The following is a 16,501-nucleotide window of genomic DNA, read 5'->3' on the forward strand; positions in this document are numbered from 1 at the left end:
GGCGCATCCGACACGGGGAGACCGACCCATGACCACATCCGTGCTGACCGACCGTGAACGCACCGCCGTCCAGGCGTATCTGCGCCTGCTGCACACCGTACGGGCCGCCTTCGACCACTGTGGCGGTGAGGGCCCTGCGGGCTCCGGCCGACCACCCGTCGTACCGCCGGCTGTGCTCGCCGAGGCGGAGCAGGCGCTGGCGGAGGCCGGCCTGAGAGGCAACGAGGAGCAGTTCTTCCGGCTGCTGCAGAGCTGCGAGCCCAGAGGCTGACCCGTCAGGCCTGCCCGGTCCGCCCGTCCGGCTCGATCCGCGTGCCCCGCTCGGGCGACTCGCGCGGCAGGATCGGGCGGGGGATGCCCGGCGGCCGGTCGCGGCGGCGCCATTCGCGGGGGTAGCCGACGGAGACCTCCTCGAAGGGGACTGACTCCAGCACAGTGCTGCGGGGGATGTGCAGATGGCCGTACACCATGGCGGCCACCCGGAAGCGGCGGTGCCAGTCCGCGGTCAGTGTGGTGCCGCACCACATGGCGAACTCGGGGTACCACAGGATGTCCATGGGGTGCCGGTCCGTCGGATAGTGGTTGACCAGCACGAGCGGCAGGTCACCGGCCTCCTCGGTGAGCCTGCGCTCGGTCAGCTCGACCCGCGCCCGGCACCAGGCCTCGCGCGTGGGATAGGGGTCGGGGTGCAGCAGGTGTTCGTCGCTGCACACGATGCCGGTGCTGTGCGCGTAGGCCAGCCCCTCGGCCTTGGTCGCGCAGTCCTTGGGCAGGAAGGAGTAGTCGTACAACAGGAACAGCGGCGCCACCAGGGCCGGACCGCCCGGTCCCTCCCACACCGGGTAGGGGTCCTCGGGGGTGAGCACGCCGAGGTCCCGGCACATCGCGACCAGGTGCTCGTAGCGGGCGACGCCGCGCAGGGTGACGGCGTCGCGCGGGTGCGTCCACAGCTCGTGGTTGCCGGGCGCCCAGACGACCCTGCGGAAGCGGTCCGCGAGCAGTTCCAGGGCCCAGCGGATGTCCTCGACCGTCTCCGCCACGTCCCCGGCGACCAGCAGCCAGTCGTCCTCCGACTCCGGGCGCAGCTTCTCCACCAGCGCCCGGTTCTCCGCATACCCGATGTGCAGGTCGCTGATGGCCAGCAGCCGCCCGCCCCCGCCGGCCCTCGACGCCACGCGCCTGCCCCCTCGTCGGCCTTCGTCGGCCCTCGCCGTACCTCTTCGTCCACCGTTCGTCACTACAACAACACATCGCGCGGGCGAGCGACAAGGCGTTCGGGCCCGCGCGCCACGGCGTGCTGCGGGCCGCCGAATCCGTAACACGCGCGTTGCACGCGGCACCCCGGGAAAGCCGTATGATCCCCCCAACACCACCGCCCCGAAACTCCCTTCGCCAGGGCGGTTCGGTGACCCTTCCTCCATCCTGCCCGGGCACGGGCCGCTCCGCCCTGCCCGCGAACCGTGAAAGGCGGCCTGCATGGTCTCTCGCGTACGCGTCTGGCTCAACCGCACGTACGCGGAGAACGTGTTCTTCATGGATCAGCTGCGGCGAAATCCCAGCGACCGGGCCGTCGAGATCCATGCCACGCACGGCGACCCGGACTCGCCGGTGCTCGCCGCCGCCGACACCGCCGAGCTGGAGCCGGAGGGCCTGTCCCCGGCCGCGTACGTGGAGTACGCCCTGGACCAGTGCGCCCGGCGCGGCATCGATGTGTTCGTGCCCCGGCTGCACCAGGCGGCGATCGCCGCGCACCGCGCGGAGTTCGAGGCGATCGGCACGGCTCTGCTGGCGCCGCCGCCGGAGGCGATCGCCGTCTTCGAGGACAAGATCGTCGCGTACGAGGCGGTCCAGGCGATCGGGGTGCCCGTGCCGCCGTGGTGGCGGGTCCGCGACGCCGACCAACTCCTCGCCGCCGTGGAGGAGTTGGAGGCCGGTGGTCACAAGGCGTGCTTCAAGCCGGCCTCCGGGGCGGGCGGGGTCGGCTTCCGGGTCGTCACGCGCGCGCCCTTCTCGCTGGTGCACCTCAGCGGCTTCCCGAGCCCGTACGTGCATCTCGACCTGGTCGTCGAGGCGCTGCGGCAGGCCGAGGAGCCGGTGGACTGGCTGGTGATGCCGCGGCTTGAGCAGCCGGAGGTGTCGGTGGACTGCCTCACCGGGCCGGACAACCGGGTCCGGCTGGCCGTGGGCCGCACCAAGAACGGGCGGCGGCGCGGGTTCACGCTGCACGAGCAGTGGCTGGAGCCGGCGCGGAGGATCGCCGAGGGGTTCGGGCTGCGGTATCTGTCCAACATCCAGTTCCGGATGTTCGGGGAGGTTCCGGTGCTGATGGATGTCAACACGCGGCCTGCCGGGGGCCTGCATCAGCTGTCCCTGTGCGGGGTCAATGTGCCTTGGCTGGCTGTGCAGTTGGCCCTCGGGGAGGACCCCGGGGAGGTCCTGCCGCCGTTCCTCGGGCAGGACTACACGGTGGTTTCGGGGCTGCGGCCTCTTCGGGCTGTCTCTTTGCCTCAGCAGCGCGTCGAGGGGGCGGCGTTGCTGCCGGCCGTGCCGGCGCCGGCCTCCGGCGGCGTTGAGGCCGCGGCTCAGGTGTTGCCGCTTTAGGTTGTCGGCCGGGTGCGGGTCGTCTGTGGTTGCTCGCGCAGTTTCCCGCGCCCCCGAACGGCCACGCCCTGCTCAGGTATGGACCAATCACGCGCCTTCTCTTGACAGCGCGATTGGTCCATACCAACTTTGTTGGCGCACTTCTCTGCACCCCTGTGCACTCCCGAACACCCCACACCCCTCAGGGAGATCGCGTGCGCCACTCACTCCTCAGTCGCTCCAGACGCAGACTCCTCGCGCTGTGCGGGGCCGTCGGGCTCGCGGTCGGCGGGGCCGTCGCGCTGCCCGGTACCGCTCATGCGGCCAATATCCTCAGCAACTCCGGCTTCGAATCAGGGGCGTTGTCGCCCTGGTCCTGCTCCGGGAACCTCGGGTCGGTCGTCTCCTCCCCCGTCCAGGGCGGGTCCCGGGCCCTCCAGGGGGCCGCGAGTTCCAGTGACAACGCCAAGTGCGGGCAGACCGTCGCGGTCCAGCCCAACACGACGTACTCGCTCAGCGGTTGGGTGCGCGGCTCCTATGTCTACCTCGGGGTGGACGGCGGGGCCTCGACCTGGACGACCTCCCCCTCGGCGTACAGCCGGCTGAGCCTGTCCTTCACCACCGGCGCCTCGCAGACCAGCGCGCGCGTGTATGTGCACGGCTGGTACGGGCAAGGGACGTACTACGCCGACGACATCAGCCTCGACGGGCCCGGCGGCGGGGGCGGCGGGGACACCCAGGCGCCCAGTGTGCCGGGCAGCCTGCGCTCCACCGACAAGACGTCGTCCAGCGTGTCGCTGACGTGGAACGCCTCGACGGACAACGTCGGTGTCACGGCGTACGACGTCTTCAGCGGCTCCAACCAGGTGCTGAGCGTGTCGGGGACGAGCGCCACGGTCTCCGGGCTCGCGGCGAGCACGTCGTACACCTTCACCGTGCGGGCGAGAGACGCGGCGGGGAACAGCTCCGGCGCCTCCAACGCCGTGACCGTGACGACCGACACCGGCGGTGGCGGGGGCACCGGCTTCAAGCAGGCCGCGCCCTATCTGTACCTCGGCTGGGGCGACCCGCCCAGCGCGACCTCGGTGATGAGCGCGACCGGGATCAAGTGGTACACGATGGCGTTCATCCTCTCCTCCGGCGGCTGCAACCCCGCCTGGGACGGCAGCCGGCCGCTGACCGGCGGCAACGACCAGAGCGTCATCAACTCCATCCGGTCCGCGGGGGGTGACATCGTCCCGTCGATCGGCGGCTGGAGCGGCAACAAGCTCGGCCCGAACTGCTCGACGCCGGAGGCGCTGGCGGGCGCGTACCAGAAGGTCATCGACGCGTACGGGCTGAAGGCGATCGACGTCGACATCGAGAACACGGACGAATTCGAGAACGCGGCCGTGCAGGACCGCATCCTGGGCGCGCTGAAGATCGTGAAGGCCAACAACCCCGGCCTGCGCACGATCCTCACCTTCGGCACCTCGACGACCGGCCCGACCTACTGGGGCAACCGGCTCATCGACCAGGCCAAGGCGCTGAACGCCAACATCGACGTGTTCACGATCATGCCGTTCGACTTCGGGGGCGGCTCCGACATGTACGGCAACACGGTGAACGCGAGCGAGGGGCTGAAGAACAAGCTGAAGTCGGCCTTCGGCTGGGACGACGCCACCGCGTACGCGCACATCGGGATCTCCGGCATGAACGGGCTGTCCGATCAGCAGGAGCTGACCTCGACCGCGATCTGGACCCAGATCCGCGACTGGGCGAACTCCCACCACATCGCCCGGCTCGCCTACTGGGCGGTCAACCGTGACCGGCCGTGCCCGGGCGGCGGCGTGACCAGCAACTGCTCCGGCATCAGCCAGAACAACTGGCAGTTCACCTCGATCACGGCCGGCTTCACCGGCTGACCATCGCGGTGCCGAGGGGCGTCCCCACCGGGGCGCCCCTCGCGCGCGTCTCTCACGCCGGGTCGCCCAGCTCCTCGAAGAGGGTGAGCTGAAGGGCCGCGGGGGCCTGGAGGCGGGAGTTCAGGGAGTTCCAGGGCGTGCGGGTCGGCTCGGCGATGACCTCCGCGCCGGCGGCGGCCAGCTTCGCGGTGACGGCGGCGGAGTCGCCGACCTGGAAGGCGACCCGGATCTGTCCGGCGACCCTGCGGCCGACCTCGACGTCGTCGATGAACGCGGCATGGTTCGGGTCGGTGATCTCCAGGGTGGCCCGGCCCGCCTCCAGGATGGTGACGTGGCCGCCCGGCGAGGAGAACGCGGCGCGCTCGGGCAGTCCGAGGACGTCCCGGTAGAAGTGCAGGGCCGCCTCGTAGTCGTCGGCGGTGACGACCAGGCGCAGTTCGCGGACGGCGGGTTCGTCGGACATGGGGCTCCTTCTTGATCACGAGTGCCTCTGGGTGAACTCCGCGCGGACACCGGATGATTCCCGGCGCCGCGAGGGCCCGTGCCGGTCGCGCTTCAGGTCATGAACTCACGGGGAGCACAAGGGATTTCGGTGCTTCACCTCTTGACGACCCGCACGGCCGAGAGGACATTGGGCGCACCTTTGAGAGCGCTCTCAAGCAGGCTCAGGCGGTGCTCAGGCAGTGCTCTCAAGACTCCCCGCACTCCCCGTATCCGTAGCCCCAGACGTACGAGAGGCACCCCCACATGGACCGCACCTCAGGCACACCCGGACGCCGCCGCCCGCTGCGGCGGGCCCTCGTCGCGGCCGTCGGCACGCTCGCCCTGGCCGCGACCGCCGCCACGACCGTCACCTCCACGGCGAGCGCCACCGCGCCGACACCGCCGTCCGGCTGGACGCAGGTCTTCACCGACGACTTCGACGGTCCGGCCGGGTCGGGCGTGAACACCGGCAACTGGCAGTACGCGACCGGCACGTCCTACCCCGGCGGCGCCGCCAACTGGGGCACCGGCGAGGTCGAGACGATGACCTCCAGCACCAACAACGTGGCGCTGGACGGCAGCGGCAACCTGCGCATCACCCCGCGCCGCGACGCGTCCGGCAACTGGACCTCGGGCCGCATCGAGACCAACCGCACCGACTTCCAGCCCCCGTCCGGCGGCAAGCTGCGCGTCGAGGCCCGTATCCAGATGCCGAACGTGACCGGCGCCGCGGCCAAGGGCTACTGGCCGGCGTTCTGGATGCTGGGCGCGCCGTTCCGCGGCAACTACTGGAACTGGCCGAGCGTCGGTGAGCTGGACATCATGGAGAACGTCCAGGGCCTGAACACCGTCTGGGCCACCATGCACTGCGGCACGAACCCCGGCGGCCCCTGCAACGAGACCACCGGCATCGGCGGTTCGACGAGCTGCCCCGGCACCACCTGCCAGGCGGGCTTCCACACCTACCGCATGGAGTGGGACCGCTCGACGAGCCCCGAGCAGATCCGCTTCTCCGTCGACGGCACGAACTACCACACGGTCAGGGCGGATCAGGTCGACGCGACCACCTGGTCGAACGCCACGAACCACGGCTTCTTCGTCATCCTGAACGTGGCGATGGGCGGCGGCTTCCCCGGCGCCTTCGGCGGCGGCCCGGACTCCGGCACGGTCCCCGGCCACGCGATGGTCGTCGACTACGTCCAGGTGCTGTCGTCCGGCGGCGGGGGCGGCACCACTCCGCCGCCCACCGGCAACCGTGACGCCTACTCCCCCATCCAGGCCGAGTCCTACGACGGCCAGTCCGGCGTGATGACCGAGGGCACCTCCGACTCCGGCGGCGGCCAGAACATCGGCGCGGTCGCGAACGGCGACTGGGTCCTCTACCGGGGCGTCAACTTCGGCTCCTCGGCGGCCAGGCAGTTCTACGCCCGGGTCGCGAGCGGCGCGGGGTCGGGCGTGAGCGGCCTGGTCGAGGTCCGCCTGGACAGCCGTACCAACGCACCCGTCGGCAGTTTCGCGCTCGGCAACACGGGCGGCTGGCAGTCCTGGCGCACGGTCCCCGCCAACATCAGCGGCGTCACCGGCACCCACGACGTCTACCTGACCTTCAGCAGCGGCCAGCCGGCCGACTTCGTGAACGTCAACTGGTTCGACTTCGGGCACTGAGCACGACCCGCGAGGGGGGCTTCACGCACGTGTGAGGCCCCCTTTACGCTGCGCGGGTGACGGAGATCGTGACGTACGTGGAGATGACCGGACGGGACGAGCTCGAGCCTGCGGCCGCCGTGCCCGGGCTGAGCCTGGAGCCGCTGGAGCGGGACGCGCCCCTGGTCGTCGACCTGCTGGCCGGTGTCGGCGCGCCGCACGGCTGGAAGAGCGCGCGCCGGACGGAGGAGGAATGGCGTGCCTGGTTCGCCGCGGCCCCGGACCGGACGTTCTGGCTGCTCACCTTCGAGGGCACGCCTGCGGGCATCGTCACCTACGACCCGCATCCGGGCGGCGAGGTGGAGATCAAGTCCTTCGGTCTGCTGCCCGAGTTCGTCGGCAAGGGCCTCGGCGGGTTCGCCCTGACGCTCGCCGTGCGGGGTGCCTGGGAGCTGGCACCTGTGGTGAGCCGGGTCTGGCTGCACACCTCGTCGTCGGACCACCCCCGCGCGCTGCCCAACTACCGCCGCCGGGGGTTCCGTCCGTACCGCACCGAGGAGGTCGGGCGCGGCTGAGACGCCTCAGCGCAGTTCCGTACGGAAGGCCGCCGGGGTCATGTCCGTGTGCTGGTGGAAGAACTTGGAGAAGTTGGCCGCGTCGGGGAAACCGACCGCGGCGCCGACGCGGCCGATGGGCAGGTCGGTGTGGGCGAGCAGGCGCTTGGCCTCCAGGACGACGCGTTTGTCGATGAAGCCCTTGGGGGTCTCACCGGTCGCGGCGCGCACCGCGCGGACCAGGGTGCGGCGGGAGATGGCGAGGCTGTCGGCGTAGGTGCTGACGCTGTGGTTGGTGGCGAAGCCCTTCTCCACGGCGTCCCGGAACAGGGTGAACGTGGTGTCGGAGGGGTGCCGCTCGGCCTCGGCGGAGCGGGCCGCGAGGTGGGCGAGGCGCAGCAGGAACGCGGTCAGGGAGTGGCGCAGCACGGCGGTGTGCAGGCTCAGCGGGAGGGTGCGGTCGTCCTCGTACTCGCGGCGGAGCTGGTCGAGGGAGGCCGTCAGAGCGGCGAGCTCGCTCTCGCCGGGGTGCAGCAGCGGCGGCAGGTCGTAGCGGTAGAGGCCGGTGGCCTCGACGGTGGCGCGCGGCAGGAAGCCGGGCTGCATGGTCAGGACGGTTCCGCGGTACTCGGCGGCGGTCGGGAAGCGGTGCACCTGTCCGGGGCGGATCCACAGCAGGTCGCCCGCCCGGGCCTCGTACTCGGCGAAGTCGATCATGTGGCGGACGGGGCCGGCGGAGAACAGCATCACCACGTGGAAGTCGATGCGGTGGACCTTGTCGAGCGGTGCGTCGGGGTGCCAGGTGCGGGCGCCGCCCATGGGGCCGACCTGCATGCCGACGCCGCAGACGCTGTGGTCGGAGGGGAAGGCGAAGGTTCTGATGCCGTCGCCGTCGGCCGCGTCCGCCTGCCGGGGGGTGGTTCTGTCCGCCATGTCCTTCTCGCGCTGACTCGTCCGTACGGGTGATGTCCCACTTTCACCAAAGGCTGACACACGCGGACCTGGCCTCGTAAAAGTCAGACTTTTAATGTTTAACGCGTCCGACCAGCAATCCCGCTCTTTCAGAGGACTTCTTGAAGATGAGCACGCAGACGCCCGACCGCTTCGAGTGGACCGAACTCGACCGGCGTGCCGTCGACACGGCCCGCCTTCTGGCCGCCGACGCCGTACAGAAGGTGGGCAACGGCCACCCCGGCACGGCGATGAGCCTGGCCCCGGCCGCGTACACGATCTTTCAGAAGGTGATGCGCCACGACCCGGCCGATCCGGAGTGGACCGGCCGCGACCGCTTCGTGCTCTCCCCCGGCCACACCTCGCTGACGCTGTACACGCAGCTCTTCCTCGCCGGGTACGAGCTGGAGCTGGACGACCTCAAGGCGTTCCGCACGCAGGGCTCCAGGACGCCGGGCCACCCCGAGTACGGCCACACGGCCGGTGTCGAGACCACGACCGGCCCCCTCGGCCAGGGCGTCGCCAACGCGGTCGGCATGGCGATGGCCGCCCGCTACGAGCGCGGCCTGTTCGACCCGGACGCCCCGCAGGGCACCTCGCCCTTCGACCACACGATCTGGGCGATCGTCTCCGACGGCGACCTCCAGGAGGGCGTCTCCGCCGAGGCCTCCTCCCTGGCCGGCCACCAGAAGCTCGGCAACCTCGTCTTCCTGTACGACGACAACCACATCTCCATCGAGGGCGACACGGCGACGGCGTTCTCCGAGGACGTCCTCGGGCGGTACGCGGCGTACGGCTGGCACACCCAGCGCATCGAGCCGACCGCCGAAGGAGACGTCGACGTCCACGCGCTGTACGCGGCCCTGAAGGCGGCGCAGGCCGAGACCGAACGGCCGTCCATCATCGCGATGCGCACGATCATCGCCTGGCCCGCCCCGAACGCCCGGAACACCGAGGCCTCCCACGGCTCGGCGCTGGGCGAGGAGGAGATCGCCGCCACCAAGCGCCTCCTGGGCTTCGACCCGGAGCGCAGCTTCGAGGTCGCCGACGAGGTCCTCGCCCACACGCGCCGGGCGCTGGACCGGGGCGCCGAGGCGCACGCCGCCTGGGACAAGCGGATCGGCGAGTGGCGGACAGCCCTGCCGGAGCGAGCGGCGCTGTTCGACCGGGTCGTGGCCGGTCAGCTGCCCGAGGGCTGGGAGTCCTCGGTCCCCGTCTTCGAGGCGGGCAAGTCGGTCGCCACCCGTGCCGCCTCCGGCAAGGTCCTGCAGTCGCTCGGCGCCGTGCTGCCCGAGCTGTGGGGCGGCTCGGCCGACCTCGCGGGCTCGAACAACACCACGATCGACAAGACCTCGTCGTTCCTGCCCGTCGGCAACCCGCTGCCCGAGGCGGACCCGTACGGCCGCACCGTCCACTTCGGCATCCGCGAGTTCTCCATGGCCGCGGAGATGAACGGCATCGCGCTGCACGGCAACACGCGCGTCTACGGCGGCACCTTCCTGGTGTTCTCCGACTACATGCGCAACGCGGTGCGCATGTCGGCGCTGATGCAGCTGCCGGTGACGTACGTGTGGACGCACGACTCCATCGGCCTCGGCGAGGACGGCCCCACCCACCAGCCCGTGGAGCACCTGGCCGCGCTGCGCGCCATCCCGGGCCTGAACCTCGTACGCCCCGCCGACGCCAACGAGACGGCGATCGCGTGGGCCGAGATCATGCGCCGGCACTCCACCGAGCCGGCCCCGCACGGGCTGGCCCTCACCCGGCAGGGCGTGCCGACCTACGCACCGAACCCGGATGCCGCGCGCGGCGGTTACGTCCTCGCGGAGTCCTCCGCCGAGACTCCCGACGTGATCCTGATCGCCACCGGCTCCGAGGTCCAGCTGGCCGTCGCCGCGCGGGAGCGGCTGGAGGCCGAGGGGATCGGGACGCGGGTGGTGTCGATGCCGTCCGTGGAGTGGTTCGAGGAGCAGCCGCGCGAGTACCGCGACAGCGTGCTTCCGCCGTCCGTGCGAGCCCGTGTCGCGGTCGAAGCCGGGATCGCCCTGACGTGGTACCGGTTCGTAGGTGACGCAGGACGCATCGTCTCCCTCGAACACTTCGGCGCCTCCGCCGATGGCAGCACCCTGTTCGCCGAGTACGGCTTCACCGCAGAGAACGTCGCCGCCGCGGCCAGGCAGTCGCTGGCCGCAGCGCGTGGTTGATCCGACCGCCAGAAAGAAGATGATCGAGAAATGACCGAAGCACCCGTCCTCAAGCGCCTCTCCGACGAGGGCGTCTCCATCTGGCTGGACGACCTGTCGCGCAAGCGGATCACCACCGGCAACCTCGCCGAGCTGGTCGCGACCCGGCATGTGGTGGGCGTGACCACCAACCCCTCCATCTTCCAGGCCGCCATCGGCTCCGGCGAGGGCTACGAGGAGCAGCTCGCCGACCTGGCCGTGCGGGGCGTCACGACCGACGAGGCCGTGCGGATGATGACCACCGCCGACGTGCGGGCCGCCGCCGACATCCTGCGGCCGGTGTACGAGGCGACGGGCGGCCGGGACGGCCGGGTCTCCATCGAGGTCGACCCCCGGCTCGCACACGCCACAGCGGCCACGATCGCCGAGGCCAAGCAGCTCGCGTGGCTGGTGGAACGCCCCAACGTCATGATCAAGATCCCGGCCACCAAGGCGGGCCTGCCGGCCATCACCGAGGTGGTCGCGCAGGGCATCAGCGTCAACGTGACCTTGATTTTCTCCCTGGAGCGCTACCGCGAGGTCATGGACGCCTACCTCGCGGGCCTGGAGAAGGCGCAGGCCGCGGGCCTGGATCTGTCTAGCATCCACTCTGTGGCCTCATTCTTCGTGTCGCGCGTGGACGCCGAGATCGACCGCCGCCTGACCGCGCTGGGCTCCGACGAGGCCCTGGCGCTCAAGGGCCGGGCGGCGCTGGCCAATGCCCGGCTGGCCTACGAGGCGTACGAGGACGTCTTCGCGGCGGAGCGCTGGCTGGCGCTGGCCGGCACGGGAGCCAACAAGCAGCGCCCGCTGTGGGCGTCCACCGGCGTGAAGGACCCGGCGTACAAGGACACGCTGTACGTCGACGAGCTGGTCGCCCCCGGCACGGTCAACACCATGCCGGAGGCCACGCTGAACGCCACCGCCGACCACGGCGTGATCACCGGTGACACCGTGACCGGCGGCTACGCGCAGGCCCGTGCGGACCTCGCGGCCGTCGAGCGGCTCGGCATCTCCTACGACGAGGTGGTGACCCGGCTGGAGGACGAGGGCGTGGCCAAGTTCGAGGTGGCCTGGCAGGACCTGCTGGACACCGTGACGAAGTCCCTTATGAGCAAGGGAGTTGACGGGGAATGAGCAACGAGAGTGCGGAACCGGCGGTGGCGGCCCCGGTGAGTGTGCCGGCCACCGACTGGTCCAACCCGCTGCGGGACGCCAGGGACCGCCGGCTCCCCCGGATCGCGGGCCCCTCCGGGCTCGTCATCTTCGGCGTCACCGGCGACCTGTCCCGCAAGAAGCTGATGCCGGCCGTGTACGACCTGGCCAACCGCGGTCTGCTGCCGCCGGGCTTCTCCCTGGTGGGCTTCGCCCGCCGCGACTGGGAGGACCAGGACTTCGCGCAGGTCGTCCACGCCGCGGTCAAGGAGCACGCCCGCACGCCGTTCCGGGAGGAGGTCTGGCAGCAGCTCGCGGAGGGCATGCGGTTCATCCCGGGCGACTTCGACGACGACACGGCGTTCAAGACGCTGCACGACACCGTCGAGGAGCTGGACGCGGCCCGCGGCACCAGCGGCAACTACGCCTTCTACCTCTCGGTGCCGCCGAAGTTCTTCCCCAAGGTCGTGCAGCAGCTGAAGAAGCACGGCCTGGCGGACGCCCCCGAGGGGTCCTGGCGGCGGGCGGTCATCGAGAAGCCGTTCGGCCACGACCTGGGAAGCGCGCGGGAGCTGAACGCGCTCGTGCACGACGTGTTCGACCCGGAGCAGGTCTTCCGGATCGACCACTACCTCGGCAAGGAGACGGTCCAGAACATCCTGGCGCTGCGCTTCGCCAACCAGATGTTCGAGCCGATCTGGAACCGCTCCTACGTCGACCATGTGCAGATCACGATGGCCGAGGACATCGGCATCGGCGGCCGCGCGGGCTACTACGACGGCATCGGCTCGGCCCGTGACGTCATCCAGAACCACCTGCTGCAGCTGATGGCGCTGACCGCGATGGAGGAGCCCGCCTCCTTCGACGCGGGCTCGCTGCTCACCGAGAAGCTGAAGGTCCTCAAGGCCGTGAAGGTGCCGCAGGACCTGGGCCGGCACACGGTGCGCGCGCAGTACGCGGGCGGCTGGCAGGGCGGCGAGAAGGTGCGCGGCTACCTCCAGGAGGACGGCATCGACCCGGCCTCCACCACCGACACGTACGCGGCGATCAAGCTGAACGTGGACAACCGCCGCTGGGCGGGCGTGCCGTTCTATCTGCGCACCGGCAAGCGGCTCGGCCGCCGGGTCACGGAGATCGCGGTCGTCTTCCAGCGCGCCCCGCACTCCCCCTTCGACTCCACGGCCACCGAGGAGCTCGGGCAGAACGCCATCGTCATCCGGGTGCAGCCGGACGAGGGCATGACGGTCCGGTTCGGCTCCAAGGTGCCGGGCACGTCGATGGAGATCCGGGACGTCACGATGGACTTCGCCTACGGCGAGTCGTTCACCGAGTCCAGCCCGGAGGCCTACGAGCGGCTCATCCTGGACGTCCTCCTCGGGGACGCCAACCTGTTCCCCCGTCACCAGGAAGTGGAAGAGTCCTGGAAGATCCTCGACCCGATCGAGGAGTACTGGGCGACGCACGGCCGTCCGGCGCAGTACGCGTCGGGCAGCTGGGGTCCCGAGGAAGCCGACGAGATGCTCGCACGAGACGGACGGAGCTGGCGCAGGCCATGAAGATCGACCTGACCGACACCACGGCAAGCAAGATCAACAAGGCGTTGGTGCAGGGCCGCCGCGCCATCGGGACCCCGGCTGTGGGCATGGTCCTGACGATGGTGATCGTCACGGACGAGGAGAACGCCTACGACTCGATCAAGGCGGCCGAGCAGGCCTCGCACGAGCACCCCTCGCGCACCCTGGTCGTCATCAAGCGGCACGCCCGCACCCCGCGCGACCGCACCGCCTCCCGCCTCGACGCCGAGGTGCGGGTGGGCGCGGACGCGGGCACCGGCGAGACCGTCGTGCTGCGCACCTACGGCGAGGTGTCCGATCACGCCGACTCGGTCGTGCTGCCGCTGCTGCTGCCCGACGCCCCCGTGGTCGTGTGGTGGCCCGTCGACGCCCCCGAGGTGCCCGCCAAGGACCCGCTGGGCGCGCTCGCACAGCGCCGCATCACCGACATGTACGCCGTCGAGCAGCCGCTGCAGGCGCTGGAGACGCGCGTACGGTCCTACGCCCCGGGCGACACCGACCTCGCCTGGACCCGGCTGACGCCGTGGCGCTCGATGCTGGCCGCGGCCCTGGACCAGGCCCGCGAGAGGATCGTGTCGGCCGCCGTGGAGAGCGAGGCCGACAACCCCAGCGCCGAGCTGCTGGCCCGCTGGCTGGAGGCGCGCCTCGGCGTCGACGTCGACCGCGTGGTCACGGCGGGGCCGGTCGTCACGGCCGTACGCCTGGGCACCGAGCACGGGGAGGTCGTCATCGACCGCCCCGAAGGCCCGCTGGCGACGCTGTCGCTGCCCGGCCAGCCCTCGCGCACCCTCGCCCTGAAGGTGCGCTCGACCTCCGAACTCATCGCCGAGGAGCTGCGGCGCCTCGACGCCGACGAGATGTACGCCATCGCCCTGCGCGGCGAGGCCGGCAAGGAGACCCCTTCTCATGTCTGACTCCCCCAAGCTGACGCGGCGCCCGGAGTGGACCGCCCTGGAGGACCACCGCGCCGAGGGGCAGCCGCACCTGCGCGAGCTGTTCGCCGCGGACCCCGGGCGGGCGGAGCGGTACGTCGTACGCGTGGGTGACCTGCGCATCGACTACTCCAAGCACCTGATCACCGACGAGACCCTCGCCCTGCTCCAGGAACTCGCCACCGCCACCGACGTGTTCGGGCTGCGCGACGCGATGTTCCGCGGCGAGAAGATCAACATCACCGAGAAGCGCGCCGTGCTGCACACCGCGCTGCGCGCCCCGCGCGACGCGGTGATCGAGGTCGACGGCGAGAACGTGGTGCCGAAGGTCCACGCCGTGCTGGACAAGATGGCCGACTTCGCCGAGCGGGTGCGCTCGGGCGAGTGGACCGGCCACACCGGCAGGCGCATCCGCAATGTCGTCAACATCGGCATCGGCGGCTCCGACCTCGGCCCGGCGATGGCGTACGAGGTGCTGCGGTCGTTCACCGACCGCGAGCTGACCGTCCGCTTCGTGTCGAACGTGGACGGCGCCGACCTGCACGAGGCGACCCACGACCTCGACCCGGAGGAGACGCTGTTCATCGTCGCCTCCAAGACCTTCACCACGATCGAGACGATCACCAACGCCACCTCCGCGCGGACCTGGCTCGTGAACGGCCTCGGCGGCGAGGAGAAGGCGGTCGCCAAGCACTTCGTCGCCCTGTCGACGAACGCCGAGAAGGTCACCGAGTTCGGCATCGACACGGCCAACATGTTCGAGTTCTGGGACTGGGTCGGCGGCCGGTACTCCTACGACTCGGCCATCGGCCTGTCCCTGATGATCGCCATCGGCCCGGACCGCTTCCGCGAGATGCTCGACGGGTTCCACCTCGTCGACGAGCACTTCCGAAACGCCCCCGCCGAGGCCAACGCCCCGCTGCTGCTGGGCCTGTTGGGCATCTGGTACGGCAACTTCCACGACGCCCAGTCGCACGCGGTGCTGCCGTACAGCCACTACCTGTCGAAGTTCACCGCCTACCTCCAGCAGCTGGACATGGAGTCCAACGGCAAGTCGGTGGACCGTGACGGCGACCCGGTGGAGTGGCAGACCGGCCCGGTGGTGTGGGGCACGCCCGGCACCAACGGGCAGCACGCCTACTACCAGCTGATCCACCAGGGCACCAAGCTGATCCCGGCGGACTTCATCGGCTTCGCGCGGCCCGTGGCCGAGCTGAGCGACGAACTCAAGGCGCAGCACGACCTGTTGATGGCGAACTTCTTCGCCCAGACGCAGGCACTGGCCTTCGGCAAGACGCCCGAGGAGGTGCGCGCGGAGGGCGTGGCCGAGGAGCAGGTGCCGCACCGCACCTTCCGCGGCAACCACCCCACCACCACGATCCTGGCCCGCGAGCTCACCCCGTCGGTGCTCGGCCAGCTGATCGCCCTCTACGAGCACAAGGTGTTCGTGCAGGGCGCGGTGTGGAACATCGACTCCTTCGACCAGTGGGGCGTGGAGCTGGGCAAGGTGCTGGCCAAGCGCATCGAGCCCGCTCTGACCGAAGGCGCCGACGTGCCCGGTCTGGACGCCTCCACCGCCGCCCTCGTCGCGGCCTACCGCGACCTCAAGGAAGTGAAGTAACCATGCAGCTCGGTCTCATCGGTCTCGGCAAGATGGGCGGCAACATGCGCGAGCGCATCCGCCGCGCGGGCCACACCGTCATCGGCTACGACCGCAACCCGGACCTCGCCGACGTCGGCAGCATCGCCGAGCTGGTCGAGAAGCTCGAGGGCCCCCGCGTGGTGTGGATCATGGTCCCGGCCGGCGGCCCGACCCAGTCGGTCGTCGACGAGCTGGGGAACCTGCTCTCCCCCGGCGACATCGTGGTCGACGGCGGCAACTCCCGCTGGACCGAGGACGAGAAGCACGCCAAGGAGCTCGGCGCGAAGGGCATCGGCTTCGTCGACGCCGGTGTCTCCGGCGGTGTGTGGGGCCTGGAGAACGGCTACGCCCTGATGGTCGGCGGCGACGCCGCGAACATCGCCCGGGTCCAGCCGGTCTTCGACGCGCTCAAGCCGGAAGGCCCGTACGGCTATGTCCACGCCGGCCGGGTCGGCGCGGGCCACTTCGCGAAGATGGTCCACAACGGCATCGAGTACGCCATGATGCAGGCCTACGCCGAGGGCTGGGAGCTGCTGGAGAAGGTCGACTCCGTGGACAACGTCCGCGAGATCTTCCGCTCCTGGCAGGAAGGCACCGTCATCCGCTCCTGGCTGCTGGACCTCGCGGTCAACGCCCTGGACGACGACGAGCACCTGGACAAGCTGCGCGGCTACGCCGAGGACTCGGGCGAGGGCCGCTGGACGGTCGAGGCGGCCATCGACAACGCCGTGCCGCTCCCGGCGATCACCGCCTCCCTCTTCGCGCGGTTCGCCTCCCGCCAGGAGGACTCCCCGCAGATGAAGATGATCGCCGCGCTGCGCAACCAGTTCGGCGGCCACGCGGTCGAGAAGAAGTAGGTC

At 70.7% G+C, this 16,501-nt stretch carries 14 protein-coding genes; 11 read left to right on the top strand and 3 right to left on the bottom strand.

All coding sequences use genetic code 11. The annotated features are described in order from the left end of the window. Positions 1-28 precede the first annotated feature (28 nt). A complete protein-coding gene (locus ACIQ6Y_RS03065) occupies positions 29-271 on the top strand; it encodes a hypothetical protein (RefSeq protein WP_404032028.1) in 243 nt (80 codons plus the stop codon). A 4-nt stretch (positions 272-275) separates the two neighbouring features. Here the strand turns inward: ACIQ6Y_RS03065 and ACIQ6Y_RS03070 are convergent, their stop codons facing one another. After that, positions 276-1,175: a metallophosphoesterase family protein gene (locus tag ACIQ6Y_RS03070; protein WP_404032030.1), complete on the bottom strand. Its 900-nt coding sequence runs from the start codon at positions 1,173-1,175 to the stop codon at positions 276-278. Positions 1,176-1,476: 301 nt separating this feature from the next. On the opposite strand from ACIQ6Y_RS03070, the gene ACIQ6Y_RS03075 reads away from it, so the two are divergent. Continuing rightward, a complete protein-coding gene (locus ACIQ6Y_RS03075) occupies positions 1,477-2,601 on the top strand; it encodes an ATP-grasp domain-containing protein (RefSeq protein ID WP_404032033.1) in 1,125 nt (374 codons plus the stop codon). Between the two features lie 194 nt (positions 2,602-2,795). Beyond that, entirely contained in the window at positions 2,796-4,484 is a 1,689-nt protein-coding gene (locus ACIQ6Y_RS03080; RefSeq protein ID WP_404032035.1) for a carbohydrate binding domain-containing protein, read from the top strand. A gap of 52 nt (positions 4,485-4,536) precedes the next feature. Here ACIQ6Y_RS03080 and ACIQ6Y_RS03085 read toward each other — a convergent pair whose 3' ends face one another. Then, entirely contained in the window at positions 4,537-4,947 is a 411-nt protein-coding gene (locus ACIQ6Y_RS03085; RefSeq protein ID WP_404032038.1) for a VOC family protein, read from the bottom strand. 284 nt (positions 4,948-5,231) lie between these two features. Between ACIQ6Y_RS03085 and ACIQ6Y_RS03090 the strand changes: the two genes are divergently transcribed. Beyond that, entirely contained in the window at positions 5,232-6,632 is a 1,401-nt protein-coding gene (locus ACIQ6Y_RS03090) for a glycoside hydrolase family 16 protein (RefSeq protein WP_404032040.1), read from the top strand. A 56-nt stretch (positions 6,633-6,688) separates the two neighbouring features. Beyond that, a complete protein-coding gene (locus ACIQ6Y_RS03095; protein ID WP_404032043.1) occupies positions 6,689-7,186 on the top strand; it encodes a GNAT family N-acetyltransferase in 498 nt (165 codons plus the stop codon). Between the two features lie 6 nt (positions 7,187-7,192). Here the strand turns inward: ACIQ6Y_RS03095 and ACIQ6Y_RS03100 are convergent, their stop codons facing one another. Continuing rightward, positions 7,193-8,098, bottom strand: a complete 906-nt coding sequence (locus ACIQ6Y_RS03100; RefSeq protein WP_404032045.1) for a helix-turn-helix domain-containing protein — start codon at positions 8,096-8,098, stop codon at positions 7,193-7,195. Positions 8,099-8,244: 146 nt separating this feature from the next. Between ACIQ6Y_RS03100 and tkt the strand changes: the two genes are divergently transcribed. Genes tkt through gnd form a run of 6 tightly spaced genes read left to right on the top strand, consistent with a single transcriptional unit; the run spans position 8,245 to position 16,498 of the window. Beyond that, on the top strand, positions 8,245-10,320 hold the full coding sequence (tkt, locus tag ACIQ6Y_RS03105) for a transketolase (RefSeq protein ID WP_404032047.1): 2,076 nt from the start codon (positions 8,245-8,247) through the stop codon (positions 10,318-10,320). A gap of 30 nt (positions 10,321-10,350) precedes the next feature. After that, positions 10,351-11,475: a transaldolase gene (gene tal, locus ACIQ6Y_RS03110; protein WP_404032050.1), complete on the top strand. Its 1,125-nt coding sequence runs from the start codon at positions 10,351-10,353 to the stop codon at positions 11,473-11,475. Then, positions 11,472-13,049: a glucose-6-phosphate dehydrogenase gene (gene zwf / locus ACIQ6Y_RS03115; RefSeq protein WP_404032053.1), complete on the top strand. Its 1,578-nt coding sequence runs from the start codon at positions 11,472-11,474 to the stop codon at positions 13,047-13,049. Before tal ends, zwf begins: the two co-directional genes overlap by 4 nt. Continuing rightward, complete coding sequence (opcA, locus tag ACIQ6Y_RS03120; RefSeq protein WP_404032056.1) at positions 13,046-13,981, top strand: glucose-6-phosphate dehydrogenase assembly protein OpcA; 936 nt, start codon at positions 13,046-13,048, stop codon at positions 13,979-13,981. Before zwf ends, opcA begins: the two co-directional genes overlap by 4 nt. Then, positions 13,974-15,620: a glucose-6-phosphate isomerase gene (pgi, locus tag ACIQ6Y_RS03125; RefSeq protein WP_404032059.1), complete on the top strand. Its 1,647-nt coding sequence runs from the start codon at positions 13,974-13,976 to the stop codon at positions 15,618-15,620. The genes opcA and pgi overlap by 8 nt, the downstream gene beginning before the upstream one ends. A gap of 2 nt (positions 15,621-15,622) precedes the next feature. Then, on the top strand, positions 15,623-16,498 hold the full coding sequence (gnd, locus tag ACIQ6Y_RS03130) for a phosphogluconate dehydrogenase (NAD(+)-dependent, decarboxylating) (protein WP_404032062.1): 876 nt from the start codon (positions 15,623-15,625) through the stop codon (positions 16,496-16,498). The last annotated feature ends 3 nt before the right edge of the window (positions 16,499-16,501 follow it).

This window comes from Streptomyces sp. NPDC096205, from assembly GCF_044763135.1.
In the GTDB taxonomy this organism is placed as follows: domain Bacteria; phylum Actinomycetota; class Actinomycetes; order Streptomycetales; family Streptomycetaceae; genus Streptomyces.